The 24,582-nt window shown below is 59.8% G+C and carries 22 protein-coding genes; 5 read left to right on the top strand and 17 right to left on the bottom strand.

Annotation, left to right across the window (positions count from 1 at the left end):
- Positions 1-2 precede the first annotated feature (2 nt).
- The 3 genes from AB1805_02330 to AB1805_02340 all read left to right on the top strand — a co-directional run bounded on the left by AB1805_02330 (position 3) and on the right by AB1805_02340 (position 3,056).
- Positions 3-1,103: a response regulator gene (locus AB1805_02330; protein MEW5744268.1), complete on the top strand. Its 1,101-nt coding sequence runs from the start codon at positions 3-5 to the stop codon at positions 1,101-1,103.
- 255 nt (positions 1,104-1,358) lie between these two features.
- The gene (locus AB1805_02335) at positions 1,359-2,459 is read left to right on the top strand and encodes a cytochrome c3 family protein (protein MEW5744269.1); all 1,101 of its coding nucleotides are present in this window, start codon (positions 1,359-1,361) and stop codon (positions 2,457-2,459) included.
- Positions 2,460-2,507: 48 nt separating this feature from the next.
- Entirely contained in the window at positions 2,508-3,056 is a 549-nt protein-coding gene (locus AB1805_02340) for a methyl-accepting chemotaxis protein (protein ID MEW5744270.1), read from the top strand.
- Positions 3,057-3,178: 122 nt separating this feature from the next.
- Here the strand turns inward: AB1805_02340 and cobA are convergent, their stop codons facing one another.
- From cobA to AB1805_02420, 16 genes are all read right to left on the bottom strand, one after another.
- Positions 3,179-4,729, bottom strand: coding sequence for a uroporphyrinogen-III C-methyltransferase (gene cobA / locus AB1805_02345; protein MEW5744271.1), 1,551 nt, complete (start codon positions 4,727-4,729; stop codon positions 3,179-3,181).
- Positions 4,730-4,739: 10 nt separating this feature from the next.
- Positions 4,740-5,717 carry a hydroxymethylbilane synthase gene (gene hemC, locus AB1805_02350; protein MEW5744272.1) on the bottom strand — a complete coding sequence of 326 codons (978 nt, stop codon included), beginning with the start codon at positions 5,715-5,717 and terminating at the stop codon, positions 4,740-4,742.
- Entirely contained in the window at positions 5,707-6,981 is a 1,275-nt protein-coding gene (gene hemA / locus AB1805_02355; GenBank protein MEW5744273.1) for a glutamyl-tRNA reductase, read from the bottom strand. Before hemA ends, hemC begins: the two co-directional genes overlap by 11 nt.
- Entirely contained in the window at positions 6,978-7,793 is an 816-nt protein-coding gene (gene ccsB / locus AB1805_02360) for a c-type cytochrome biogenesis protein CcsB (GenBank protein ID MEW5744274.1), read from the bottom strand. The genes hemA and ccsB overlap by 4 nt, the downstream gene beginning before the upstream one ends.
- Positions 7,793-8,653, bottom strand: a complete 861-nt coding sequence (locus tag AB1805_02365) for a hypothetical protein (protein MEW5744275.1) — start codon at positions 8,651-8,653, stop codon at positions 7,793-7,795. Before AB1805_02365 ends, ccsB begins: the two co-directional genes overlap by 1 nt.
- A complete protein-coding gene (topA, locus tag AB1805_02370; protein ID MEW5744276.1) occupies positions 8,653-11,013 on the bottom strand; it encodes a type I DNA topoisomerase in 2,361 nt (786 codons plus the stop codon). Before topA ends, AB1805_02365 begins: the two co-directional genes overlap by 1 nt.
- A gap of 51 nt (positions 11,014-11,064) precedes the next feature.
- Positions 11,065-11,349, bottom strand: a complete 285-nt coding sequence (locus AB1805_02375; protein MEW5744277.1) for a hypothetical protein — start codon at positions 11,347-11,349, stop codon at positions 11,065-11,067.
- Between the two features lie 10 nt (positions 11,350-11,359).
- Positions 11,360-12,535, bottom strand: a complete 1,176-nt coding sequence (gene dprA, locus AB1805_02380; GenBank protein ID MEW5744278.1) for a DNA-processing protein DprA — start codon at positions 12,533-12,535, stop codon at positions 11,360-11,362.
- Between the two features lie 21 nt (positions 12,536-12,556).
- Positions 12,557-13,753, bottom strand: coding sequence for an argininosuccinate synthase (locus AB1805_02385; GenBank protein ID MEW5744279.1), 1,197 nt, complete (start codon positions 13,751-13,753; stop codon positions 12,557-12,559).
- 309 nt (positions 13,754-14,062) lie between these two features.
- A complete protein-coding gene (locus AB1805_02390) occupies positions 14,063-15,331 on the bottom strand; it encodes a Ni/Fe hydrogenase subunit alpha (protein MEW5744280.1) in 1,269 nt (422 codons plus the stop codon).
- On the bottom strand, positions 15,328-16,137 hold the full coding sequence (locus tag AB1805_02395) for an NADH:ubiquinone oxidoreductase (GenBank protein ID MEW5744281.1): 810 nt from the start codon (positions 16,135-16,137) through the stop codon (positions 15,328-15,330). The genes AB1805_02390 and AB1805_02395 overlap by 4 nt, the downstream gene beginning before the upstream one ends.
- The gene (locus AB1805_02400) at positions 16,138-17,037 is read right to left on the bottom strand and encodes an FAD/NAD(P)-binding protein (GenBank protein ID MEW5744282.1); all 900 of its coding nucleotides are present in this window, start codon (positions 17,035-17,037) and stop codon (positions 16,138-16,140) included. It abuts the gene before it with no gap.
- Positions 17,027-18,082, bottom strand: a complete 1,056-nt coding sequence (locus AB1805_02405; GenBank protein ID MEW5744283.1) for a 4Fe-4S dicluster domain-containing protein — start codon at positions 18,080-18,082, stop codon at positions 17,027-17,029. The genes AB1805_02400 and AB1805_02405 overlap by 11 nt, the downstream gene beginning before the upstream one ends.
- Positions 18,083-18,238: 156 nt before the next feature.
- Complete coding sequence (locus AB1805_02410; protein MEW5744284.1) at positions 18,239-18,553, bottom strand: GYD domain-containing protein; 315 nt, start codon at positions 18,551-18,553, stop codon at positions 18,239-18,241.
- Positions 18,554-18,697: 144 nt separating this feature from the next.
- Positions 18,698-19,015: a hypothetical protein gene (locus AB1805_02415; GenBank protein ID MEW5744285.1), complete on the bottom strand. Its 318-nt coding sequence runs from the start codon at positions 19,013-19,015 to the stop codon at positions 18,698-18,700.
- A 50-nt stretch (positions 19,016-19,065) separates the two neighbouring features.
- Positions 19,066-20,550, bottom strand: coding sequence for a tetrathionate reductase family octaheme c-type cytochrome (locus AB1805_02420; GenBank protein ID MEW5744286.1), 1,485 nt, complete (start codon positions 20,548-20,550; stop codon positions 19,066-19,068).
- Positions 20,551-20,874: 324 nt separating this feature from the next.
- Between AB1805_02420 and panC the strand changes: the two genes are divergently transcribed.
- Positions 20,875-21,720: a pantoate--beta-alanine ligase gene (gene panC, locus AB1805_02425; protein MEW5744287.1), complete on the top strand. Its 846-nt coding sequence runs from the start codon at positions 20,875-20,877 to the stop codon at positions 21,718-21,720.
- Positions 21,721-21,745: 25 nt separating this feature from the next.
- Here the strand turns inward: panC and glgC are convergent, their stop codons facing one another.
- The gene (gene glgC / locus AB1805_02430) at positions 21,746-23,062 is read right to left on the bottom strand and encodes a glucose-1-phosphate adenylyltransferase (GenBank protein MEW5744288.1); all 1,317 of its coding nucleotides are present in this window, start codon (positions 23,060-23,062) and stop codon (positions 21,746-21,748) included.
- A gap of 107 nt (positions 23,063-23,169) precedes the next feature.
- Between glgC and AB1805_02435 the strand changes: the two genes are divergently transcribed.
- Positions 23,170-24,555, top strand: coding sequence for a nodulation protein NfeD (locus tag AB1805_02435; protein ID MEW5744289.1), 1,386 nt, complete (start codon positions 23,170-23,172; stop codon positions 24,553-24,555).
- Positions 24,556-24,582: the final 27 nt, after the last annotated feature.

Here is a 24,582-nt window from a genome sequence, read left to right on the forward strand (position 1 = left end):
TCATGGACAAAAAGAAGATCCTCATCGTCGACGATACTGCCGATACGGTGGACCTCCTGAGAAAGCGGTTCCGGGCCGAAGGGTACGACACTGCCGAGGCCTCCGACGGCGAGGAGGGGCTCAGAAAGGCCCGGGAGTACCTCCCCGACCTCATCGTCCTCGATGTCATGATGCCGCGCATGAACGGCCTCGAGACATGCGAAAGGCTCAAGGCCGGGGAGCATACCCGGTACATCCCCGTGCTCATGCTCACGGCAAAGGGCGAGGTGGCCGATAAGGTAAGAGGGCTCGATACCGGCGCCGACGACTATATAACCAAGCCGTTCGATTACAAAGAGCTTTCGGCGCGGGTGCGGTCGCTCCTCGCCAAGAGAGAGGCGAGCGAGCGGCTGGCCGAAGAGGAGAGGTCCGAAGCGATCGAGCAGATCATGGACGAGCTCGCCCACGAGATTCGCAATCCGCTCGTCTCGATCGGCGGGTTCGCCCGGCGTGTGTACGAGAGCCTGCCCGAAGGGGACCCGAACAAAGCGTACATGGAGATCGTTGTGCAGGACGTGGGCAGGCTGGAGCAGATGGTGAAGCAGCTCGTCGGTTTAAAAAGCGCAGCCGTCTCGTATATAGAAGAATCCGACATAAACGGGGTCATCAGCGACTCGCTGAAGTCCTTTGCCAAAGCACTAGAGGACCGCGGCGTGGCTGTCGAGCTCTCCCTGACGCCGGACCCGCCCCTGGTCCCTGTAGACAGGGCGAACCTCGAAAGAGCGATATCGAACATCATCGAGAATGCCATAGAAGCGATGAATGGCGCTGTGCGCGTGCTGAGGATATCGTCGCAGGTGAATGGGGAATGCTTCGAAATGCGGATTGCCGATACCGGGAAGGGAATTCCCCGCGACAAGATAAAGAGCGTTTATGACCCTTTTGTCACCTCCAAACTTTACGGGCCGGGGCTCGGCCTCACTATGGCGCTCTCGATCATCCAGAGCCATAAAGGCTCGATCGTCGTCGAAAGCGAGGAGGGCGCAGGCACTGCGTTTACCATACGAATCCCCCTGAGAGGCCCGCTGAACAGGGGCGCTGTCAAACCTCCCCCCCAGGCTTAGCGCTTTCATTCGACACCGTTTGGGACCGGTCATACGCACTCCTTTCGCTGACGCCCTGCGAATACGGTTATTATGCTGTCTGCGGTTAAACTGCTGCATCATCCCCTCCTATCCCAAAAATGAGACCGCCGTCACAAAAATTAAATTTTCTGTCTTTTGGCGGGTGTATGCCGTAGCGTTTCGATTTTCGTTCTTGCTATAATCTCTGCGCGTAGCGGCCTTTTTCGCGGCCGTCATCCTGCAAGGAGGTTTGCAATGGCGCGAGCTCTCATATTCACGGTTCTTTTATTCATCGCGGCGCTGCCGTATACCATGGACGCGGCTGGTGCCAAAGGCCCCTCGGATGCCTGCAACGCGTGCCATGTCTTCTCTTACCGGTACATTCACGGCGCGATCCGCGACTGCTCCCTCTGCCACCCGGAGACTCCCTCGAAGAGGGAGGCAGCGAGGATCATCGATCCGGAAAGCAGCGCCGCAGCGCAGTCACACAGCTTTCAAAAAAACGCCATTGCCTATCTCTGCCCGTCACTCGAAGACCGTGAGTACCAGATGGAGATCGTCCTGACCGACAGAGAGGGGAGGGCCTCGTCTCCCCAGGCGATCCCGCTTATCCCCGCGTATATCGGTGAACACCGCGCGCCGACCCTCACGGAGATTTCAGGCGTGACCGTGGAAGAGATCAAGAAGGGCATCCTCGTGGAAGCGACCATCTCCTGGACGACCGACGCTCCTGCAACCACGGAAATCGAATACGGGCTGAGCAATGACCGGATGAGCGTCCAGACGCTGGACGCGCTCTTCACCAGGGAGCACCGGGCCGTCTTGAGCGGGCTGAAACATAAGAAACAGTACCGCTATCGCGTGGTGTCGAGGGATATCTACGGGAATAGCATCACGTCACCCGAGTACACGTTCGACACGGCGGAGGGCCTCTCGCCCCGGAAGGAGCCCAGGGCCGGAAAGGAAGGGGCTCCCGCGCTGGAAAGCGCGAAGGTAGTCAGCATAAGCGGGCAGAAGGGTCTTTACCTGATGCTCTCCGCAAACAAGCCCGCGGCCTTCAGGGCGGAGATAAGGGGATTCAGGCAGAAAGCGCTGAAGCATGGGGTCTCTGCAGCGCCCGAGCGGTATGCCACCATAGACGTGTGCATCGGATGCCACAAGCAGGACGAGTCGCACCCGGTAGGAGTGCGGGCCGATAGCAGAAAGACCAGAATTCCCCAGCATCTTCCGACGATTGAGGGCGGCGTCATTACCTGCGTGAGCTGCCATGATCCCCACGGGGGAGAGCGGAAGTTCTTTGCCCGGCTGGAGTTCAACAAAAAGCTGTGCGACGAGTGCCACATCTATGGCTTATAATCCATATACGCTCTCTTTGAAGAGGGCGCACCGATACGGGAGGGGAGAATGGAAACCGCCTACAAGAGAAAACGCCTAAACTATTCCATAAAGAAAGAGATGCAGGTGAGATTGCTGCTCAAGGTCCTCTCGGTCTCTCTGGCCAGCACCGGGCTCATGGCAGCGACATTCTATCTCTACAGCAACAGGAAGATCGGCGGAAGTTACCGGATGTTCCATATCCATGCGCAGAATTTTCTCGACTATCTCCTGCCGGCTATTGCGGTGTCCGTGCTCCTGACCGTCCTGCTCGCCGTTGCGATCGCGCTCTTCTTTCCCCACAGGATCGCAGGCCCTCTCTTCAGGATTGAAAGAGATCTTAAGGAAAGGGTCGGCGAGGGAGATCTCTCGGTGCGGTTTTCGCTGCGCAAAGGAGACGAGCTTACCGATCTGGCGGATGCGATCAACATAAGCCTCGAGAAGCTGAAGCAGCGCATCGAGGATATCAAACAGCCGGCCGAGAGGCTGGAGGCGCTCGTTGCCCAGGGGAGGGGAGATGAGGGGATCGCAGCGCTCGCAAAAGAAATAAACGCAGCGCTCGGAAAGTTCAAGCTCTAATTGATCGAGTCTTGGGCTGCACAGTGCACAGCACAGGGTCAGGTCTTGAATCTTGAAAAGAGTTAAAAAGAAGATAATTCAAGATTCAAGACCTGACCCTTTCTCTGCTCTCTCTGCCCTCCTTACTTCTCCGCCCGAGCGCCCGCGACCCACGAAACGATTTCATCCACCATGGCTTTGATCGTCGCCTCTTTGGGCATGATCGTAACTTTCAAACCCGCTCTCTCGATGGCCTTTGCCGTTACCGGACCTATGGCGGCAATAGCGGCGGGTTTCAGGAGGTCCATGGCGTCTTCGCCCATGATCTCGACGAAGTTCTTGAAGGTGGCGGCGCTGGTGAAGGTCGCGACCGAGATGCGGCCTTCTTTGAGGAAGCGTTTTAATCTCTTGCCGTGTTTCTCGGGCTTGATGGTGCGGTAGGCGGCAGGGGTGTCGATCTCTCCGCCGAGCTCGCGGACTTTGTCCGGAAATACCTCTCTCGCCTTTTCCGCTCTCGGCAGCAGTATTTTTATTCCCTTTAAGCTCCTGGCTCCTGACTCCTGGCTCCCGGATTCTTTTATGAATGCTTCCACCAGTCCCTCTGCATTGAACTCATCGGGGACGAGATCGACCTTCATGCCGTATTGGGTGATCGTCTTTGCAGTCTTCGTGCCGATGGCGCAGAGCTTGAGGCCCTTGAGGTCGCGGATGTCGCGGCCCCTCTCGAGGAAACGCTCCATGAAGAATTTGAAGCCGTTGCCGCTGGTGAAGATGAGCCAGGTGTAGGTCTCTATCTTATCTATCGTCTTGTCGAGCTCTGCATAGCTCTCGGGCGCTACGGTCTTGATGGTGGGGAAGCCGAAGATATCGGCGCCCAGGTCTGCGAGCGGTTCGTAATCCGGCGTGTATTCTCTCGTGACGAGCACGCGATGGCCGAAGAGCGGTTTATTCTCGTACCACTTGAGCGTATCTCTCAGTTTGACCACATCGCCCACCACCATGACGGCAGGGGGTTTGATGTGCTCTTCCTTAACGAGCGCCGCGATGCCTTTCAAGGTGCTGACGACGGTCTTCTGGTCGGGCCGCGTTCCCCAGCGCACTACGGCAACAGGCGTCTCCGGAGACTTGCCGTGCTCGATGAGCTTCGACGTAATGCCGCCTATGTTCTTTATGCCCATGAGGAAGACGAGGGTGTCGAAGGTCGAGGCGATGCGCGACCAGTTGAGCGTGCTCTCGGACTTATCGATGTCCTCGTTGCCGGTGATCACCGAGAACGAGGACGAATATTTTCGGTGGGTGATCGGGATGCCGGCATAGGCGGGCGCTGCTATGGAGGAGCTGATGCCGGGCACGATCTCGAACTCGATGCCGTGCTCGTGCAGCAGTTCCGCCTCCTCGCCGCCGCGGCCGAAGACGAAGGGGTCGCCGCCCTTGAGCCTGCAGACGATCTTTCCTTCTTTTGCCTTGTCGACCAGGGCCTGGTTGATCTCGTCCTGGGTCATGGCGTGGTGGCCGCCGCGCTTGCCGGCGTAGATGAATTCGGCCTCGTGGTTGATGTAGTTCAGTATCTGCGCGTTGATGTGGAAGTCATAGACGACCGCCTCCGCCTTCCGGAGGCAGCGGAGCCCCTTGACCGTCAAAAGCCCGATATCGCCCGGGCCTGCGCCGATGAGATAGACCTTGCCTTTTTTCATAATCTGATTGTTAACTGGCGATGTTCCCGTTGATGGGAGGTGCGTTCCTGCCGTAGACTTCGTCGAGGATCTCTTTCGCGCCTTTGGCGAGGAGGACCTCCGCGAGCTTCACGCCGAGCGCTTCGGCTCCGGCAGGATCGCCCTCGACACGGTCCTTGATGATCCTGTGGCCGGTGACGCTCCCGACGAGACCGTCGATCACGATCTTCCCGTCCACCAGACGGGCGTGCGCGGCAATCGGGACCTGGCAGCCGCCTTCGAGCTTCTTCAGCAGCGCCCTCTCTGCCCTTACGCAGGTCGAGGTTGCGGAATGGTTGAGCGGCGCAATAAGTCTGTTGATGAACTCGTCGTCGATCCTGCACTCGATGCCGACAGCGCCCTGGCCGATGGCGGGGAGGCTCACTTTCGTGTCGATCGCCTCGGTGATGCGCCCGGACCACCCCAGCCTCTTGACGCCGGCGAAGGCGAGGATCATGGCATCGAACTGTCCCTCGTCGAGTTTCCTGAAGCGGGTCTCGAGATTGCCCCGCAGCTGCGTGATCTTCAGGTCGGGCCTGATGCTGAGCAGCTGGCAGGAGCGCCTGAGGCTGCTCGTGCCGAGGGTGGCGCCCTGCGGCAGGCTGCTGAAATTCTGAAACCTGAACGTGCCGTCCTTCATCGGCGCGATAAAGGCGTCCCGCGGGTCTTCGCGCTCGCAGATCACGGCGAGATGGAGCCCTGCAGGGAACTCCGTCGGCACGTCTTTCATGCTGTGCACCGCGATGTCCGCCTCGCCGCGGAGGAGCGCCTCTTCGATCTCTTTCACGAAGAGCCCTTTGCCGCCGACCTTGGCGAGGGGGACGTCGAGGATCTTGTCGCCGGTCGTCTTGATCTTGTTGAGCTCTACGGCGAGGCCGGGATTCCGCTTCTGCAGCTCCGCCTTCACCCACTCGGCCTGCCACAGGGCGAGCCTGCTGCCCCGCGTGCCGATTACGATTTTATTCTTCATGCTCGTCTCCATTCAGCCCGTATAGTTTTTTGATCATCGCGATGAGCTCGTCTCTATCTTCGGAATCGTCTTTCAGCGCCGCGGTCGGCGGGTGAATGAGCTTGTTCATGAGCGAGGTGGCGAGGTACTCTATCGCCTTCATCTTCTTCTCGTCGAGGTCGGGGAATTTGGTCCTGAACTTCTCGAGCTCTTCGCCCTTTATCTCTTCGGCCTTCTGCCGCAGCGCCACGATGGTCGGGACCGAATCGAGCGAGGCTACCCACCTGATGAACTTCTCGACCTCTTCGGTGATGATCATCTCGGCCTTGTCCGCCTCTTTCTGCCGCTCCATCACGTTGGTGTCCACCACTTCCTGGAGATCGTCCACATCGTAGAGGTAGACGTTCTCGATCTTGTTGATCCCGGGGTCGATGTTCCGCGGCACCGAGATGTCGATGATGAAGACGGGGCGGTGCTTCCGCTCTTTCATCACCTTCTGCATCTGGTCCTTCCGGAGGACATAGGAGGGCGCGCCGGTGGAGCAGATGATGATGTCGGTGTGGACCAGCTCCTGGAGGAAATTCTCGAAGCGCACCGCCTTGCCGTTGAATTCGCTCGCGAGCTCGCAGCCGCGCTCATACGTCCTGTTGACCACCATCACCTCGGTCACGCCGTTGTTGACGAGGTGGCGCGCCGCCAGCTCGGCCATCTCGCCGGCGCCCATGAGCATGAAGGATTTGCCCGCGAGCTCGGTGAATATCTTCCGGGCGAGCTCTACGGCGGCAAAGCTGATCGATACGGCATTCTCGGCGATCCTGGTCTCGGTCCTGACCCGTTTGGCTGTCGAGATCGCCTTTTTCATCAGCTGGTTGAGGAGAATGCCGGTGGTCTTCCTGGCGAGGGCGAAGTCGAAGGCGTCCTTGAGCTGGCCGAGTATCTGGGGCTCGCCCACGACCATCGAATCGAGGCTCGCGGCGACCCTGAAGACATGGCGGATCGCCTGGGCGCCGGTATGCACATAGAGCGCCTTCTCGAAGTCGCACCGCCCGATGCCGTGGAAGGTGGAGAGGAACTGCTTGACGTTCTCCGCGCCGGAATTGCAGTTGCCGACGCAGGTGTATATCTCGACCCGGTTGCAGGTCGAGAGGAGCGCCACCTCCTTGATCTCCTGTACTTTCTTCAGGCCGAAGACTCCTTCTTCGAGCTTCGGTCCGTTGAAGGCGAGGCGCTCGCGTACATCGACGCCTGCGGTCTTGTGATTTAAGCCTACTACTAGAATCTTCATGAGAACGTATGCAGACTCTTCAGTGTGAGATTGACCCCGAAAAAGGTGAACAACACGACCACGAATCCTATTATCGACAGGATGGCGGCTTTCTTTCCTCGCCAGCCGGCGGTCAGCCGGATATGGAGCACGAGGGCATAGATGAACCACGTGATCAGCGACCAGGTCTCCTTCGGGTCCCAGCGCCAGTAGCTTCCCCAGGCATTCTCTGCCCAGAGGGCGCCGGTGATGATGGCGAGTGTCAGGAGGGGAAAGCCCAGGGTGATCAACTTATAATTTATTTCATCCAGCACCTGGAGACTCGGCAGCCGCTTGAACAGGCCGTGCGTGCGCTTCGCCTTCAGGTAGTGCTCCTGGAGGAGATACATGATACCGACGCCGAAGGCTACGGCAAAGGCGGCGTTGCCGAGAAAGGCGAGGAACGTATGGATGCCGAGCCAGTAGCTCTGGAGCACGGGGCTGAGCGGCCGTATCTCGCGGGGCAGTACCGATGACGAGAGCATGAGGAGGAAGACGATCGGCATGATAAAGGAGCCCATGATGCCGATCTTGTAGCGGAGCTCGAGAAAGAAAAAGATGAGGACGACGCACCAGGCGAAGAAGGACGACGCTTCGTGCATGCTGGTGATGGGGAGATGCCCCGCTTCGAGATAGCGCGAGACGATGCTCGCCGAATGGATCGCGAACCCGACGCCGGCGGTGATGAGCATCAGCCGCGACGCCTCTTTCATGCCCCTGAAGATTTCGTAGATGCTGATGATCGTTGCGGTAAAGTAGGACGTCAGCGCCAGCTCGAAGAGTATGGTGCCCATCAGAAACAGCCGAGCTCGCAATTTTTGATCTTGATCTTCAGCTCGTCCGCGGTCTCCCCCACGTCCCGGGGCGATACGCCCAGCTCTTCCGCGATGGCCCGGGCGAGGGTGCAGGAGATCCTGCCGTCCGCCGACTTTTCATGCAGCAGCTCCGTAATGCTCTTTTTTTTCATTATCTTTTCCATGCAGTCTGCCAGCTCTCGCAGCGTCTTTTCATCCAGGGGGAGACCATACAGGCGGCATGCAGCGCGCTCGTGCTCCGGACTTCTTTCATATCGTACCTCGGGCCCCTCGTCATGTGCGCCGGGAATGATGACCACATCGGCCAGGTGCAGCAGTCTCTGTGCAGAGGCTTTTATCCTGTTTTTTGAGACACTTGATATAAATATTACAATATCGGGCTTTAAAAACTCAATTGCGCTGTTCCCTTCGACGAGGATGCCGTCGCAACCGGACGACGAAAGCCGGTCGAGGGCGAGCGGGAGCACCTCGCCGAGCCTCTCTGACGGCGATTGGACCCAGAGGACCGCTCCGGCTCCGGCGGCGAGCAGCCTGCCGGTGTCCTTATCCCCGCGGCCGACTACCGCGGGATCATCGGTGAGGGATGTGTAGAGGGAGGTCTTGGTGAACTTGACGGCACCCCAACGCCTGAGTGTAATCAGTGACGCGTGATGCGTAACGGGTGCCGTCTCTTTCTCCTTCAACTCGTTACGCGTTACGGATAACGCATTACGGTTCAGATAGCGGAGCAGTGCTGCGGCGAGGGTCGTTTTGCCGATATTGCTGTGGGCGCCGGCTATGCCGATAGTGAAGGACCTCTTCATCTGCCGTACGGACGAAGAGGGCGAGGCCTCTGCCATCAGGCCTCGTCCGCCACGGTCGTCTCCTGGGCTGCTGCATCGGGCTGCTTCTCTTCAGCGAGATAGGTGCACTCCTTGTTGACGCAGGAGAGGAAGACCTCTCCGGTCTTGCTGCGCTTCCGCACGAGGAAAGGCGCCTTGCACTGCGGGCACTCCTGCGGCACCGGCTTGTACCAGAGGGCAAAGGTGCAGTTCGGATAGTTGCTGCAGCTCCAGAAAGGCTTGCCCCGCTTCGACTTCCTCTCGACGAGGTCTCCTGCATCGAGCGGGCACTTCACCCCTGTGGAGACCGGTTTCGTGGTTTTGCATTCGGGGTATTGCGAACAGGCGAGGAACTTGCCGAACCTGCCGCTCTTGATGACCATGGGAGCGCCGCACTTTTCGCATACTTCGTCCGTAACCACCGGCTCCGGCTTCTGCGCCCCGGGCTCTCCCTCGAGCGGCCTCGTCGTTTTGCACTTGGGGTAGCCGGAGCAGGCGAGGAAGCGGCCGTGCCGTCCCCACTTGATGACCATGGGAGCGCCGCACTTCTCGCAGACCTCTTCGGTCGGGATATCCTGGGGCTTCACCTTGGCCATATCCTTCGACGCTTCCCTGAGGTCCTTGTTGAAGGGCTTGTAGAAGTCCTTGATCACCTCGACCCACTTCATCTTGGCCTGTTCGATATCATCGAGCTCGTCTTCCATCTTCGCCGTGAAGCTGAAGTCGATCAGCTCGGGAAACTTATCGACCAGGAGGTCGTTCACCACCACGCCGAGCTCGGTCGGCTTGAAGCGCCGGTCCTCGTTCTTTTCGACGTACTTCCGGTCCTGGATGGTCGAGAGGATGGCGGCATAGGTGCTCGGCCTGCCGATCCCTTTCTCCTCGAGCGCCTTGACGAGGGTCGCTTCTGAATAGCGCGGCGGCGGCTGGGTGAAGTGCTGCACCGGCTTCATCTCGACCTGGTCGAGAGCCGCCCCTTCCCGGAGCGCCGGGAGCAGGCCGCCTTCCTCCTCTTCGATATCGTCCCTGCTCTCGGTATAGAGCGCCATGAACCCCGGGAACTTTATCACCGTTCCCGACGCCCGCAGCTCGGTCCCTTCGATCTCCTTCTCCCGCTCCTTCACCCCGATGACGAAAGTCGTCTGCTCGAGCTGGGCAGGGGGCATCTGGCTCGCGATGAAGCGGTTCCAAATCAGGGTGTAGAGCTGGTGCTGGTCTCTCGAGAGAAAGCGTTTTACCTTCTCGGGCGTCTTGTCGTCGTAGGTCGGCCGTATCGCTTCGTGCGCCTCCTGCGCGCTCTCCTTGCTCTTGTACTGCGGCGGCTTCTCTGGCACGTAATCGTTGCCGAACTTCCTCCGGATAAGGTCCTGGGCCCACTGCTGCGCCTCGGGAGCGACCCTGAACGAATCGGTCCTCATATAGGTGATCAATCCCACCGACCCCTCATCCCCCAGCTCGATGCCCTCATAGAGCTGCTGGGCGAGCATCATGGTCTTCTTGGCAGGGAAGCGCAGCCTCCGGGCCGCCTCCTGCTGCAGGGTGCTCGTGATGAAGGGCGGCGAGGGCGACCGTTTCCTCAGCCTGGTCTCTATCGTGGCGAGAAAGAGCTCTTTGCTCTTGATATCGGCGGCAACACGCTGCGCCTCTTCTTCGGTAGTTATCAGGAAGCGCTCTCCCTCTTTAGCGTCCCGGTCGATGACCAGCCGGTTATGGTAGCGGTAGAGCTTCGCCGGGAAGGGGGAAACCGGCGCCGCAGTGTCGGACCGGCGGGGCTGGAGCAGGGCGTCGATGGTCCAGTACTCTTCCTTGTTGAATGCCTCGATCTCGCGCTCGCGGTCCACGACGAGCCGCACGGCGACCGACTGGACCCTTCCTGCGCTCAACCCCCTCCTCACTTTTTTCCAGAGGAAGGGGCTGAGGTTGTAGCCGACGAGCCGGTCGAGAATCCGCCGGGCCTGCTGCGCCTCGACCTTGTTGATATCGATCTCCCCTGGGTTCTTCATCGCCTCCCTCACCGCCCGCTCGGTGATCTCGTGGAACGTGACGCGGAAGATCTTCTTGGCGTTCTTGGAGCTCTTACCGGGCTTTATATCCTCGGCGATGTGGTAGGCGATCGCCTCTCCTTCGCGGTCGGGGTCGGTGGCGAGGTACACGGCATCGACACCCTTTGCCGCGCTCTTCAGCTCCTTGAGGACCTTCTCCTTGCCCGGTATCGTGATGTAGTGCGGGGTGAAGTTGTTGTCCACATCGACGCCCAGCTCCTTCTGGGGCAGGTCCTTGACATGGCCGACGGATGCCTTCACGCCGAACTCCTTGCCCAGTATCTTGTTTATTGTCTTTGCCTTCGCCGGCGATTCTACGATGACGAGCGACTTCAACGGTGTGTTCCTCCTTGGTTCCCGGCGTTCATTCCCGGATCTGCGGTGTTTTCAGTTCCATGTTATCTGGCGTCCCCTGCCGAAGATGAAGGCGTAGATCTCCTCGGTCTCGAGGTCCGTATCTTTCATGAGTATGTAGGCGAGGAGCGCCCTGATGGTGTCGAGCTCGGAGTCATCGATGAACTTCGTCAGCTCCATCATCGTGAGCTCTTCCTTCACGGTGAGGAAATCTATATCGAACGCGCTGACCTTCTTCATCATATCGTCTGCGTCGTAGCCTTTTTCGATGAGCTCTTTGGCAAGGACGCGGAGTATATCGATCAACCGTTTGGCCAAAACTCCTCCTCTAAAGTATATAAAAATTTTTCCCTTCTGTCTGCCTGACGATCCCTTTGATTTCGAGGCGGAGGAGTAGGCCCAGCAGCTTCGGGGGGGCGATCTTCAGTTCCCGTGCAATCGTATCGACGTGCTTCGGCTGATCCCCGAGAACAGTACATATTGCCTTTTCTTCATCGCTAATTTCAAGTCCGGCGGCAGCGTCGAAGCGTCGCGGCGCCGTCTTCTTCTCTGACCGGCCCGACGATCCCGACCGGAGCAGCCCGCGGAGGACCGGGGCGAGCTCCTCGATGATGTCGTCCGCCCTCTGGACCAGCCGGGCGCCTTTCCTGATGAGGCTGTTCGTGCCCTCCGCGTTCGGGATCGAGATGTTGCCCGGCACCGCGAAGATATCCTTGCCCTGATCGAGGGCGTACTGCGCAGTGATCAGCGAGCCGCTGTCCATCGTCGCCTCGACGACAACGACGCCGAGCGCGAGCCCGCTGATGAGGCGGTTCCGGCGCGGAAAGTTCTCCCGGAGCGGCGGCGCCCCCAACGGGAATTCGCTGATGACGGCGCCCGCATCGCATAATTCCGTGAACAGGCGCTTGTTCTCGGACGGATAGGGCCGGTCGAGGCCGCAGCCGAGCACGGCTATGCTCCTTCCTCCTGCCCTGAGCGCTCCGCGATGGGAGACGGTATCGATGCCGCGGGCCATGCCGCTGACGACGGTCAGCCCCCGTGCAGCGAGGTCGAAGGCAAGGTTCTCGGCGGTCTTTCTGCCGTAGTCGGTCATATCTCGCGAGCCCACGATCGCAATGGCGTACCGGTCCTCTTCACGCAGCGTTCCTTTTATATAGAGGATTATCGGAGCGTCATCGAGCTGCTTGAGCGGACCGGGATAGGCCGCATCGGTGAAGGGGACGACCGCTATTCCCCTCTCGCGCGCAGCAGCGATTTCACGGGTGACCTTGTCCCAGCCGTCGAATTCCTTTATGCCGTGGGCGCGCGAGGCGCTTATCTGCCCGACGCTCTCCAGCTCGGGAAGCGACGCTTCGAATATCGTGCGGGGAGAGCCGAAGGCAGCGAGGAGCCGCCGCGCCGTCATCGGGCCGACATCGTTTGCGAAGGCGAGGGCGAGAAGATGGACGAGGTCGTCGCCGGATGAGCCGGCCTGGCCGGCTGGTGATGAGGGGTCTTTCTTCATTGCGCTGCGGGTCCGGCCCCTCTACGATCTCCGTAACCGACGGGACGCCTTCAGGCGGAGGGCGTTGAGCTTTATGAAGCCCTCGGCGTCCTTCTGGTTGTAGACCGTCTCGGTCTCGAAGGTCGCGAGCTCGGGATTGTAGAGCGAATAGGGCGACTTCCTTCCCACGACGAGGCAGGACCCTTTGTATAATTTCAGCCGCACCGTACCGGTGACGTTCTTCTGCATCGCATCCACCGTGGTCTGGAGGAGCTCCCGCTCGGGCGCGAACCAGTAGCCGTAATAGACGAGCTCGGCGTACCGGGGGATGAGGGAGTCCCTGAGATGGAACACCTCCCGGTCGAGAGTGATCGACTCGAGCGCCCGGTGGGCGAGGTGGAGCACCGTGCCTGCGGGGGTCTCGTAGACGCCTCTCGATTTTATCCCGACGTAGCGGTTCTCGACGATATCGACCCTGCCGATGCCGTTATCTCCCGCGAGCCTGTTCAGCTGCTCGAAGAGGGCGACGGGAGAGAGCGCGGTCCCGTTCAGGCCTACGGGGTTGCCTTCCTCATACTCTATTTCGATATAGGTCGGTTTGTCCGGCGCCTTCTCGGGCGCTGTCATCATGGTGTACATGTCCTGAGGCGGCTCTGCCCAGGGATCTTCGAGCACGCCGCCCTCATAGCTTATGTGAAGGATGTTCCGGTCGGTGCTGTAAGGCTTCGCCTTGGTCACGGGGACGGGGATGCCCTGCTTTTCCGCGTACTCGATGAGTGACTGCCGGGAGGTGAAGGACCATTCCCTCCAGGGGGCGATCACCTGTATATCGGGCTTGAGGGCGTAATAGGTGAGCTCGAACCGCACCTGGTCGTTGCCTTTGCCTGTTGCGCCGTGGGAGACCGCATCGGCGCCCTCCTTGAGCGCGATATCGATCTGCTTCTTCGCTATGAGGGGACGCGCGATCGAGGTGCCGAGGAGATAGCTCCCCTCGTAAACGGCGTTGGCGCGCAGCATGGGGAAGATGTAGTCCCTGACGAACTCTTCACGCAGGTCCTCGACATAGGCGGTGGCCGCCCCGGTCTTGAGCGCCTTTTCCCTGACGGCAGGGAGATCCTCTCCCTGACCGAGGTCCGCGCAGAAGGCGATCACCTCGGCGTTGTAGCGCTCGATGAGCCACTTTATGACGATCGAGGTGTCGAGCCCGCCCGAGTATGCCAGTACGATCTTCTTTCCCATGTAGTCCTCCGCACCGCGTGATTAAGTGATTAAGAGAGTCTAACAGAATGAGCGAAGAGAGTCAGACAAGGCACAGTACATTCGCTCATTCTCGGTCGATGCGACCTCCGAGGCTAGGACAGTCCGCTCCGCCGTCCTGGCTTCGCCTGGGCTGCCCAAGCCGCTCATATACTATGCCTTGTCTGACTCTAAGTTCTTTCATTTTGTTAGAAGCTCTAAGTAAATATACACCTTAGCACAAATAGGGACTTTTGTGAAGGGGTTGAGACGGGGGGCGCTCGTGCGCATCACTGTCCGGGAGCCGTGTGCTCAATGCACGGAGCACGAGATGCACGGATCGTAGGCGCGCACGAGCATTTCGGCGAGCTTTGTTATCTCCGCGTCGCTTTTTCCCTCTGCAGCGTACCGGGTGACGAGCGCTTCCAGGTCGTGCTGTATATTGGCGTGGTTCTGCCCCGTGGGGATGACGCAGTCGGCCTTGACGATCTTTCCCCCGCTGTCGAACTCATAACAGTGGTAGAGGATGCCGCGGGGGACTTCAACGGCGCCGATGCCCCGTGCCTCGCGCGGCTCGACCGCCTGGCGCGGCGCCTCCCACCGGCTGTCGAGGAGCTCCTCGATCAGGGTGATGGACTCGAGGACCACGTGGACGCACTCGACGAGCTGGGCGATAGTGTTCATGAAAGGATTGCAGACGACCGGCGCGAGCCCGAAGCCGGTCGCGACATCCCTCGCAGCCGGATGGAGGAATGCGGCATTGTTGTTGATGCGCGCGAGCGCTCCTACGGCAAACGACCCCCTCGAAAGCCGGCACCACTTCGAGGTAGACTGCTCCACTCCGTACTCATTGGTCATCTGTACATATTCGTCTTCCCTTCTCCGGACTCCGTCGGTCGATACCAAATCCCCGCCGATGAACGGATAGCAGTCTTCGCCTCTCAGGGAAACGTACTCGGTCTCCCGTTCAAAGGAGGGGAGGGTAAAGGTCCCGAACAGCTCGACCGTCTTCACGAGATCGGCAGTCACGTCGTTCAGGCGACCCCTGAATCGGGAGAGCTCCTTTTTGTCGGGAAGCATGGTGAACCCGCCCACGACCGTGCGGGTGGGATGCAGCCGCCGCCCTCCGATGCAATCGCACAGGTCGTTGGCCAGGAGCTTCATCCCGGCCGCCATCGTTACGATATCCGGATGTGACTCAACCAGGGGCACAATGCTCCCTTTGTTGAAGAAATCGGGGGCGACGAGAAAGTAGAGATGGAGCAGGTGGCTCTGCAGGGTCTCCATATGCTTCAGCAACAGGCGCAGCTTCGAGGTCTGCACCGTGGGACTGATGCCGAAGGCGTTTTCTACTGCCCGTATGCTGGCAAGCGTGTGGCCGATCGAGCAGATCCCGCAGATCCTGCTCGTGATATACGGCGCATTCTCCCAGCGCTTGCCGACGAGCAGGGCCTCGAAGAAGCGCGGGGTCTCGACGACCTCCCATCGGGCATCGAGGAGCTCGCCGTCCTGAATGGCGATTTTTATAGTGCCGTGTCCTTCGACGCGGGCGACATGGTGGATAGCGATCGTGATGGTCATTTCCTTCGCACGCCCTTTCCGAGCGACCCGGTATACGCGGAAAACCCGCCGAAGCATTCGAGCCGGTCGAGCATCTCTTCATGCGAGAAACCGTAGTCCGTCATGATCGCTTCCATCTGGCTGATATTGACGTCGCCTGCCGGTCCTCTGCAGCCCCAGCACCCTGCCCGGCCGGTGGGGCACCACGCATCGCAGCCGGCGCGCGTGATAGGGCCGAGGCAGGGCTCTCCGAGATCGAACAGGCAGATATTTTCCCTGGCTTTGCATTCGGTGCAGACCGGGTATTCGGGGTGGACAACCGATTTGCCGAGCGCCAGGTTGGTAACGATCTTCTCGACCTCCTCCTTCTTGACAGGACAGCCATAGATGCGGAGATCGACGGGCACGACCCTGTCCACCGGCTGGACGGCCGACGTTTCGACGGGGTGTTCGCCGTACACCGTTCTCGTTACCCAGCCCTGGTCCGCGAAGCGGTTCTTGAGCTGGTTGACCCCTCCGAAGCAGGCGCAGGAGCCAAACGCCACCAGTATATCGGCCTTTTCCCGTATCGCCCTCAGACGATGGACCTCATCGCCGCGGGTAATACTGCCTTCGATGAAGGCGATCTCGTACTCGTCGGAGCGCTCCGACATGGCTTCGCGGAAGCTTACCACCTCCACGAGCGAGAGGAAGTCGAGCAGCGTGGCCTCGTTGTTCACGATCTGGAGCTGGCAGCCCTCGCACGAAGAGAAGTCGAAAAAGGCGACCTTCGGCCGGCGCACCGGCACGCCGAGATATGTTTTTGTCTTTGCCTGCGCGGCGCCCATCTATATTGCCTCCTTCAGGTTCATCACCGTCCAGTAATCGAAGACCGGGCCCTCGAGGCAGGTGTAGGTAGAGCCTATGTTGCACCGGCAGCATTTGCCCATGCCGCAGTGCATCCTTCGCTCGAGGGAGACGAACATCTTCTGCATCGGGATATCCGCCTTGGTAAGCGCGCTGCAGACGGACGTGAACATCGCCGGGGGGCCGCAGACAATCGCACAGGTGTCCTTGAGGGTCCCCCCCCGCCGGGCAATGATCTCGGCGAGCACATCGGTCGTCCTCCCCACCGGACCCTGCCATGAGGGGTCCGCGTGCTCCACGACGACATGCAGACTCACCTCGTCGTTGCGCCACCGGTCGTACTCGTAGGTGAAGATAAGCTGCTCGGCGGTCTTTGTGCCGTAGATGATATCGACCTTGCCGAAGCAGCACCGGTTCTCCAGGACGTATGAGATCGGCGCCCTGAGCGGGGCGAGCCCGATTCCGCCTGCGATGAGCAGGATATTCTGGCCGTGCATGTGCTCCACCGGGAAGCTCGTGCCGAAGGGCCCGCGCAGCCCCACTGTCGCACCCCTGCCGACCTTATCGAGGAAGTTCGTCAGGTTGCCGCATCTTCGTATGCAGAGCTCTACCGCGCCGCCGTGCGCGGAAGAGATCGAGAACGGCGCTTCGCCGATGCCGGGCAGCTCGAGCATGATGAACTGACCGGGCCTGAAGCCGAAGCGGTCTCTCTCATCGGGATCCGAAATCCGTATCTTGTAGAGCTTTTCGGTTGCCGACAGGGGAAAGATGCTCGTGATCTCCGCTTTATAGGTACATTCGAAGGCGCCGAGGTCGCCCCTGCGCCGGTTATCTCCTCCATGCATTGAGAGGACGTTCACCAGTTTCAGCTCATGCGCCATTGAGAGCCTCCTCTCCCCGTATGCTCGCGATCACCTCGGGAACGGTGATACCCGAGAGGCACGCTTCGCCGCATCTGCCGCAGCCGACGCAGAGCGACTCCTCAAAGGCCTCCACGAAGCCGCGATGTTTATGATAGTAGCGATATTTGAGCCGGATGTGGCGTTCGGGGCGGAAGTTGTGGCCGCCCGCGACCTGCGCGAAATCGACGATGGTGCATGAATATAGATACTTTGTCTTCCTCGCCTCCTTGAGGTCGAGGGTTACCGTTTCCTCTACGCCGTAGCAGTAACAGGTAGGGCAGACCTTCGAGCAGGTCCCGCACGAAAGGCATCTGTCTCCCCACTGCTTCCAGTGCTCGGACTGGAACTCCATGTCCAGTATCTTCATGAGATCGGTGGTATCGATAGAGGTAATGAACTTTCTGTTCTTGGCCGCAATCGTTTTCATGTACCGGATATGGTCGTCCTCATGCGGTGCTGCGGACGTTATACTATTGATGAAGCGGAAGGCAGCCTCGGTGCGTATCTCGATGAAGTATCTCTCTCCGATATCGGTGATGAACATGTCGAACCCGTGCAGGGCCGTATCCGCGCCGACCGAGCGGCAGAAGCAGTAGGGCTGCGGCGTGCATTCGATCCCGACGATGAAGAGGTTTTTTCTCTTGACTGCATAGTACGGCATCGGAAACACGCTGCCCATAAGGACTTTGTCCAGTCTGTTCAGCGCGTTGATATCGCAGGCGTGAAGGCCGAACACGATGCTCGGACGGTCGACGTTGTAGCTCACCGACTTCGTCCAGTCGCCGTCTCCTACCTCGAATACGGCGAGGTCTTCCCTGTACGGAAGAAACAGGCGTTTGGGAGAGAGCTTTGTCGTGGTGTAATCGATGCGCACTTCAGCGAAGTCCGCTACCTCTTCGAAGGCATACACCGGCGACCCGCTCCTGTCACGCGCCTTTTCGACCGGCCCCACAACCCTGTTTCCCTCGGCGAGGACGTCGAACAGCCGCGCCAACTCCCCTTTTGCAATGACCCTGAAGATCATTCTTACCCCCTATGAGTGTGGCAGTTCTGTTCCCGGATAGCATGTTATCGTTGTTTTTTCGGAAGAGTTGAGTCTTTCGGGGGGATGGCTCACCCGTTGAGCGAATGGGGGCTCGCTCAACGGGCGGGGAGGGAGGGGACCTCGGGGGCCCCGCTGTTATTTCCTTCCTGCAGCCGCCATTTGACCGGAGGTTATGTTCTTGATCAGCGTATCCACCGGTATGGCGGGAAGCGTGAGGAGCTCGACCGATCCGCGGGCGCCCAGCTCGGTCGACATCCTCATGATCGTCTCGTTGTCGGGGGCCTCGATGATATTGACGAAGTCGTAGGGGCCGAGCACCGCGAACTGCTCGGTGACCCTGACGCCCATCGACTCGAGCTCCTTGTTTACTTCGAATATCCTGTTCGGGTTTTCCTTGAGCGTCTTTCTGCCCTCGTCGGTCAGCTTGCTGAGAATTACGTACTGTGCCATAATGATTCCCCCTCCTTTGGGTAATGTTATTTCTATTACCCTTATACACCGGAAACCGGGGGTTGTCAATTTGTCAATAAAGGGGATGAAAAAGAGGCAGGCGCTTTCTCGCACCTGCCTCTCAAGGACCGAACAGGGGACGCGCTAGCAGCCCGCCTTGGTTCCCCTCAGGTCGTTGGAGCCCTTGATGACGTTCCTGCCGCCCTCGCTGACGTACTTTACCTTGACCTCGTCGCCCTTCAGTATCCGGTCGTCGAGCTTCTTCATGGCGCTCTCGTTCTCGACTGCAAAGGTCATGTCCTTGCCGTCATCGGTGGTGATGGTTACGGTCTTGCCCGCCAGGTCGTAGTCCTTCACTTTGCCCTTGACCGTGACTTTCTCGGCAGCGAGAACGACGCCCGAGAGGAGTGCGATGCTGAAGAGAGCCATTACGGCCAGTGCGATTACCCTTGATGCCTTCATAGTGCCTCCTTTTGCAGAGAGCGCCTCTGCGCTCTCATGTGGTGAATTGATTACGCTTTCCTGCCTGCCTTCTTCTTCGCGGGCTTGGCCGGCCTCTCGTCGGCTTTGGTTCCCTCACCCTCGTCCGACGCAGCTTCGAACCTCCCGCCGACCCTCATGGGATCTCCGGCATAGCCCAGGGCCTTCCAGTCGAGGCGATGGCCGCTGAAATGGCAGTCGGCGCACTTCAGGGCCCTCCCCTTCGGCGCCACTTCGTGGTTTATGCTGCCGTAAAAGGCGGTAGAGACGAACTCGTGCTTGCCGCTATAGGGCAGCCCCGATGCCTTCGCGCCGTCGGCAAGGGCCTTTTCCCAGTTGTAGTGGCTCCAGAGGCCGCCGAAGTTCTGGAAGATCGAGAGATGCTTGTGCTGCGAATCCATCGGCTGCTTGCCGGTATGCACCTTGAAGGGATATATCTTGGAGCTCCTGTCCCTGATGTCGCCGACCGGCTTGGAGATGTAGACGACTTTTTTCGGATCGGCGATCTTCTGTCCCTTCAGGTACCGCTCTATGGTGCCGTTGTACCAGGCGTAGGTCGGGACTACGTTCTTGCCGTAGGTGAAGGTACCCTTGTGCTTTGCGTAGGTCTCCTTGCCGAACTCTTCCTGGATATCTTCGATATCCCGGCCTGCCGTAGACCAGTCCCAGCTCATCTTGGTCGCGTGCTCCTTTGCAAAGACAGGGATATGGCAGGTCTGGCAGGCGACGGTCCTCTCGTGTCTCGCCAGCGTCTTGTGGGCGCCGGAGGATTTATGCGGATCGCGGTGGCAATCGCCGCAGCCTACCCTGCCGTCGTGCGTTGCGAGAAAGGTCGAGGCGCCGGCGATCTTATGGTCCTTTGTAACGTGGCAGGCCTGGCAGGTCATATCGGCGGGACCGCCCATATGCACGTCGTGATCTCTCGTCGGCTTGCTGAGCGCGGAGTCCATATCGCCGTGCTTTACGGCATCGCCGCCGCCGCCGTGGAAGTGGCAGACGCCGCAGTTATCCCTGTTCGGCATGCCGACGCTCTGGGCAGCCTTCACGAGATTGATCTTGCCCGCTTCCATGAGCCTCTTATCGACTTCGCCGCCGAGGCCTTTTTTGTAGTTACCCTCTTTGGCGTGGCAGACGAGGCAGTCTACTTTCGACTTGTCCTGTGGAAGCTTGTCGTTATCGACCCAGCCGTATCCCGCATGGCACTTGACGCAGAAGGACCTGCTGCCGCCCTCGACATCGGTGCAGAAATTGTTGAGCAGGTTGGCCTTTCCGTACTCTTCTGTGCTGCTCTCCATGCCCTTGACGGTCCGGGGAGCGCCTTTCCATTTGTAGTGGGGAGTATTCATGACATCCCCCGCCTGCTGGTCATGGCACTGGATGCAGACCTTGCTCACCTCCTCGCCGGAAGTGAACGGTCCCTGAATCAACGGGGAATGGTCCATCGATGCCGCAAGCCCGTAAGCAGGGGCCACGAGCATCACAGCGAGCGCGACGATTACCCTGCAATGTGCTCTCACAACGACCTCCTCTGAACTGTTTTTCTGGGGGCTGCTGCAAAAGAACAGCCCTGTAAGGTTTTCGTACGAGGACAGCGGCAGGCGCTTCCGGGGGAGGAGCGGGGATGAATGATGAATGAGGCCTCGGCGCCGTCGTCCGCTCTATTCATGGAAAAGCCGTAGTGCATGGAGTATTCCGGTAGAGAAGGGCCATCCTTCTCGGTTTTTTACATTATGAGCCAAAGCCGGGAATATTGTCAAGAGATTTCGAAACTATTTGATCTGGCCGCTCTCCTGTCCGCTCCTTGACCGATGCGGCGCTTTTCAACTACTGTATAAGATACTATGGAAACCATACGCATTCCCCGTATAATGCAGGAGACCTCGAAGGTCCATCGTATCAAGGGCAGGACCATCGGCCTCGTCCCCACGATGGGAGCGCTTCACGAAGGGCATCTCAGTCTCGTCAAACGGGCGAAGAACGAAAATGACGTCGTTGTCGTCAGCATCTTCGTCAACCCCCTCCAGTTCGGGCGGAACGAGGACTTCGACCGCTACCCCAGAGATATCGAGCGGGACAGGGAGCTGCTGAAAAGGCTCGACATCGACGTGCTCTTCGCTCCTGACCCGAAGCTGATGTATCCCGACGCGTTCGCTACGTCCGTAACCGTCGGTCGATGCTCGGACACGCTCTGCGGCGCCTTCAGGCCCGGCCATTTTACCGGCGTGGCGACCGTCGTCGCCAAGCTCTTCAACCAGGTGAAGCCGACGAGGGCGTACTTCGGCCAGAAGGATTTCCAGCAGACGGTGGTGATCAGGAGAATGGTCGAGGACCTGAACATGGATATCGAGATCGTCATCGGGCAGACGATACGGGAAGCCGACGGCCTTGCCCTGAGCTCGAGAAACGCCTATCTTTCCGGCGCCGAGCGGCAGGCAGCTGCCCTCCTTTACCAGGTGCTGCTGGCGTCGTCGGGGGCGGTTACGCCGGGGGAAAGGACCGACGAAGTACGGGAAGCGATGCATAAGGCCCTCCGCGCCGCGCCGCTTATCGCCGAGGTGCAGTATGCCGGTGTCTACGACCCGGCGACCCTGGAAGAGCTCGCGGAATTCGGGAAGAGAAATCTCCTCGCCGTAGCCGTGAAGATCGGCGGCACCAGGCTGATCGACAACATGCTCGTCGAGAAATAATCTCCCGCACTGTTCCTCTTTCCAATTACGGGAAGCTCTGCGGACGCGCCGGCAGGGCGCCGGCACAGACTTCCTGCGCCGCCGTCTTCCCCATCCCGCTGAAGTCCGCGCCCTTGGGAATGACGACGATCCCCTTCGGACTGACGTGGAAGCGCCGGCGGTCCTGCTCGAGATCGTAGCCGATGACGAAGTCCGGCGGGACCTTCACGTCCTTATCGATGATCGCCCTCCGTATCCTCGCCCGCCTCCCGATCTCGACATTCTCCATGAGGATCGACTCCTCCACCGAGGCCCAGCTGTTGATTCTGACCGCGGGAGAGAGCACCGAGCTCTGGACGCTCCCGCCGCTGACGATGCAGCCGTCGCAGACGATCGAGTCGAGCGCCGAGCCGATCCTCCCGCCCGGATACTTCTGCGCGAAGACGAATTTTGCAGGAGGGCCCTGCTGCTGGTAGGTCCTGATCGGCCAGTCGTTGTCGTAGAGATTGAGCAGCGGGTCGACCGAGACGAGGTCCATGTTCGCCTCCCAGTAGGCGTCGATGGTGCCCACGTCTCTCCAGTATTCGGCCGACTTCCTGTTTTCATCCCTGAAATTGTAGGCGTAGAGCCCGCCCGATGCGATCATGCGGGGAATGATGTCCTTGCCGAAGTCGTGATCCGACGGTGTCCCGGCATCGCTCTTCAGCGCCTCGATCAGATTGCTGGTAGTGAAGAGGTAGACGCCCATCGAGGCGAGGCAGTGGTCCGGACGGCCCGGGAGCGTCTTCGGCTCTTTGGGCTTTTCCTCGAAGCCGATGATGCGGTGCTCCTCGTCGGTCTCCATGATGCCGAAGGAGGAGGCGCTCCGGCGGTCCACCTCGATCGACGCTATGGTGCCGACGGCGTCGTGCTCGAGGTGGAAGGCGAGCATCTTCGCGTAGTCCATCTTGTAAATGTGGTCGCCCGAGAGGATGAGAAGATAGGAGGGCGCCTCCTTCTCTATGAAATAGAGGTTCTGGTAGACGGCGTCGGCGGTCCCCTCGTACCACCGCTCGTCGATGCGCTGCTGCGGCGGGATCGAGATGATGAACTCATCGAGCGAGGGGTTCAGGAGGTGCTCCCATCCCATGGCGAGGTGGCGGTCGAGGGAGAGCGACTTGTACTGGGTCATGATCGCCATCTTCCGGATCTGCGAATTGATGCAGTTGCTGAGGGTGAAGTCGATGATGCGGTACTTCCCGCCGAAGGGCACCGCCGGCTTGGCCCGGTGTATGGTCAGCGGGTGCAGGCGTTCACCCTTGCCGCCGGCGAGGATAAGGGCGAGCACCTCTTTGAGGGCAGCGGTTTTAGAGTCTTTTCTCATACTTTAAACTCTAGCAGCAACAAAGGTCGCCGTCAACGAAAATAGTATTCGGACTAAGAGCGTCTAACGGAATGAGCAGGGGGAGGGGGGTGTGGTATAATTCCTCTATGCAAGGGCGTTCGCATCTCTTTCAGAGGACCATCGCACCGGCACTCCGTCGTATCGCCGGCCTCCTCTGTCTCGCCGCACTCGCCGGCCCTGCCTCTGGCAAGCCCGTCCCCGATAAGCTTGATGAGCCTGCTGCGACCGGCGCGCCGCGGCCGCGGGTAGTCGTGCTCACCATCGACGGCGTGATCAACCCCGTTGCTGCGGAGTATCTCGAGTCCGCTCTTAAAAAAGCTGCGGCGCGCAAGGGCGGACCGGATGCGGTCGATGCGCTGGTCGTCATGCTCGATACCCCCGGCGGCCTCGACAGCTCGATGAGGAGCATGGTACGCGCTATCGTGAGCTCGCCGGTGCCGGTGGTGGTGTATGTGGCGCCGAGCGGCGCCCGTGCGGCGTCGGCCGGGGTGTTCATCACTATGGCCGCCCATGTGGCGGCAATGGCGCCGGGAACGAATATCGGCGCTGCCCATCCTGTTGCGGTGGGGGAGAAGATGGATAAGGTGATGTCCGATAAGGCGACGAACGATGCGGCCGCCTATATCCGGTCCATCGCCGCAGAGCGGGGGAGAAACGCCGAGTGGGCGGAAGAGGCGGTGCGCAAGAGCGTCTCGATCACCGCAGCGGAAGCGGTGGAGAAGAACGTGGTCGATCTCGTCGCGAAGGATATGCCCGAGCTCCTCTCGGCGATCGACGGCAGGCGGGTCACGACAGCGAAGGGGCAACAGGTGCTTCGTACTGCGCAGGCGGTCACAGAGCCTTACGAAATGGGCCTGCGGCATAAAATCCTCGATCTGATCAGCAACCCCAATGTGGCGTATATCCTTATGCTCCTCGGGTTTTACGGTCTCTTCTTCGAGCTCACCAACCCGGGCGCCATCTTCCCGGGCGTGATCGGTGCGATCTCGCTCATCCTCGGCTTTTACGCGTTCCAGACCCTTCCGGTGAACTATGCAGGGCTCCTGCTGATCCTCGCCGGCATCGTTCTCTTCATCCTCGAAGCAGCGGTCACCTCCTACGGCATGCTGACCCTCGGCGGCGTCGCCTCGCTGGTGCTCGGGTCGCTGATGCTCTTCGATTCTCCGTTCCCCTTCTTCAAGCTCTCCCTCTGGGTCGTTATCCCCGCAGCACTGGCTACGGCCTTGTTCTTCTTCGCCACCTTCAGGCTCGCCTACCGGGCGTTCAGGAACAGGCCCGTCACCGGCGCCGAGGGGCTCGTCGGCGCGGAAGGGTCGGCGCGCTCGGATATCACTGCCGAGGGCGGCATGGCCTTTATCCACGGCGAGCTGTGGTCCGCTTTCTCCGATGAGACGGTCCGGAAGGGCGAGCCTGTCCGCGTGGAAGCGGTGAAGGGGCTGAAGCTGAAGGTGCGGCGGGTCCGGCTTCCTTGAAAAAACTGCCGGGCCTTCCTTACAATA

This window comes from Nitrospirota bacterium, assembly GCA_040752355.1.
Lineage (GTDB): Bacteria > Nitrospirota > Thermodesulfovibrionia > Thermodesulfovibrionales > Dissulfurispiraceae > JBFMCP01.

Bases quoted from the DNA above. Each gene is read 5' to 3' on its own strand.
- AB1805_02330 (MEW5744268.1), top strand. From the start codon at position 3: ATGGACAAAAAGAAGATCCTCATCGTCGACGATACTGCCGATACGGTG.
- AB1805_02335 (MEW5744269.1), top strand. From the start codon at position 1,359: ATGGCGCGAGCTCTCATATTCACGGTTCTTTTATTCATCGCGGCGCTG.
- AB1805_02340 (MEW5744270.1), top strand. From the start codon at position 2,508: ATGGAAACCGCCTACAAGAGAAAACGCCTAAACTATTCCATAAAGAAA.
- cobA (MEW5744271.1), bottom strand. From the start codon at position 4,729: ATGAAAAAAGGCAAGGTCTATCTCATCGGCGCAGGCCCGGGCGATATC.
- hemC (MEW5744272.1), bottom strand. From the start codon at position 5,717: ATGAAGAATAAAATCGTAATCGGCACGCGGGGCAGCAGGCTCGCCCTG.
- hemA (MEW5744273.1), bottom strand. From the start codon at position 6,981: ATGAAGATTCTAGTAGTAGGCTTAAATCACAAGACCGCAGGCGTCGAT.
- ccsB (MEW5744274.1), bottom strand. From the start codon at position 7,793: ATGGGCACCATACTCTTCGAGCTGGCGCTGACGTCCTACTTTACCGCA.
- AB1805_02365 (MEW5744275.1), bottom strand. From the start codon at position 8,653: ATGGCAGAGGCCTCGCCCTCTTCGTCCGTACGGCAGATGAAGAGGTCC.
- dprA (MEW5744278.1), bottom strand. From the start codon at position 12,535: ATGAAGAAAGACCCCTCATCACCAGCCGGCCAGGCCGGCTCATCCGGC.
- AB1805_02385 (MEW5744279.1), bottom strand. From the start codon at position 13,753: ATGGGAAAGAAGATCGTACTGGCATACTCGGGCGGGCTCGACACCTCG.
- AB1805_02390 (MEW5744280.1), bottom strand. From the start codon at position 15,331: ATGACCATCACGATCGCTATCCACCATGTCGCCCGCGTCGAAGGACAC.
- AB1805_02395 (MEW5744281.1), bottom strand. From the start codon at position 16,137: ATGGGCGCCGCGCAGGCAAAGACAAAAACATATCTCGGCGTGCCGGTG.
- AB1805_02400 (MEW5744282.1), bottom strand. From the start codon at position 17,037: ATGGCGCATGAGCTGAAACTGGTGAACGTCCTCTCAATGCATGGAGGA.
- AB1805_02405 (MEW5744283.1), bottom strand. From the start codon at position 18,082: ATGATCTTCAGGGTCATTGCAAAAGGGGAGTTGGCGCGGCTGTTCGAC.
- AB1805_02410 (MEW5744284.1), bottom strand. From the start codon at position 18,553: ATGGCACAGTACGTAATTCTCAGCAAGCTGACCGACGAGGGCAGAAAG.
- AB1805_02415 (MEW5744285.1), bottom strand. From the start codon at position 19,015: ATGAAGGCATCAAGGGTAATCGCACTGGCCGTAATGGCTCTCTTCAGC.
- panC (MEW5744287.1), top strand. From the start codon at position 20,875: ATGGAAACCATACGCATTCCCCGTATAATGCAGGAGACCTCGAAGGTC.
- glgC (MEW5744288.1), bottom strand. From the start codon at position 23,062: ATGAGAAAAGACTCTAAAACCGCTGCCCTCAAAGAGGTGCTCGCCCTT.
- AB1805_02435 (MEW5744289.1), top strand. From the start codon at position 23,170: ATGCAAGGGCGTTCGCATCTCTTTCAGAGGACCATCGCACCGGCACTC.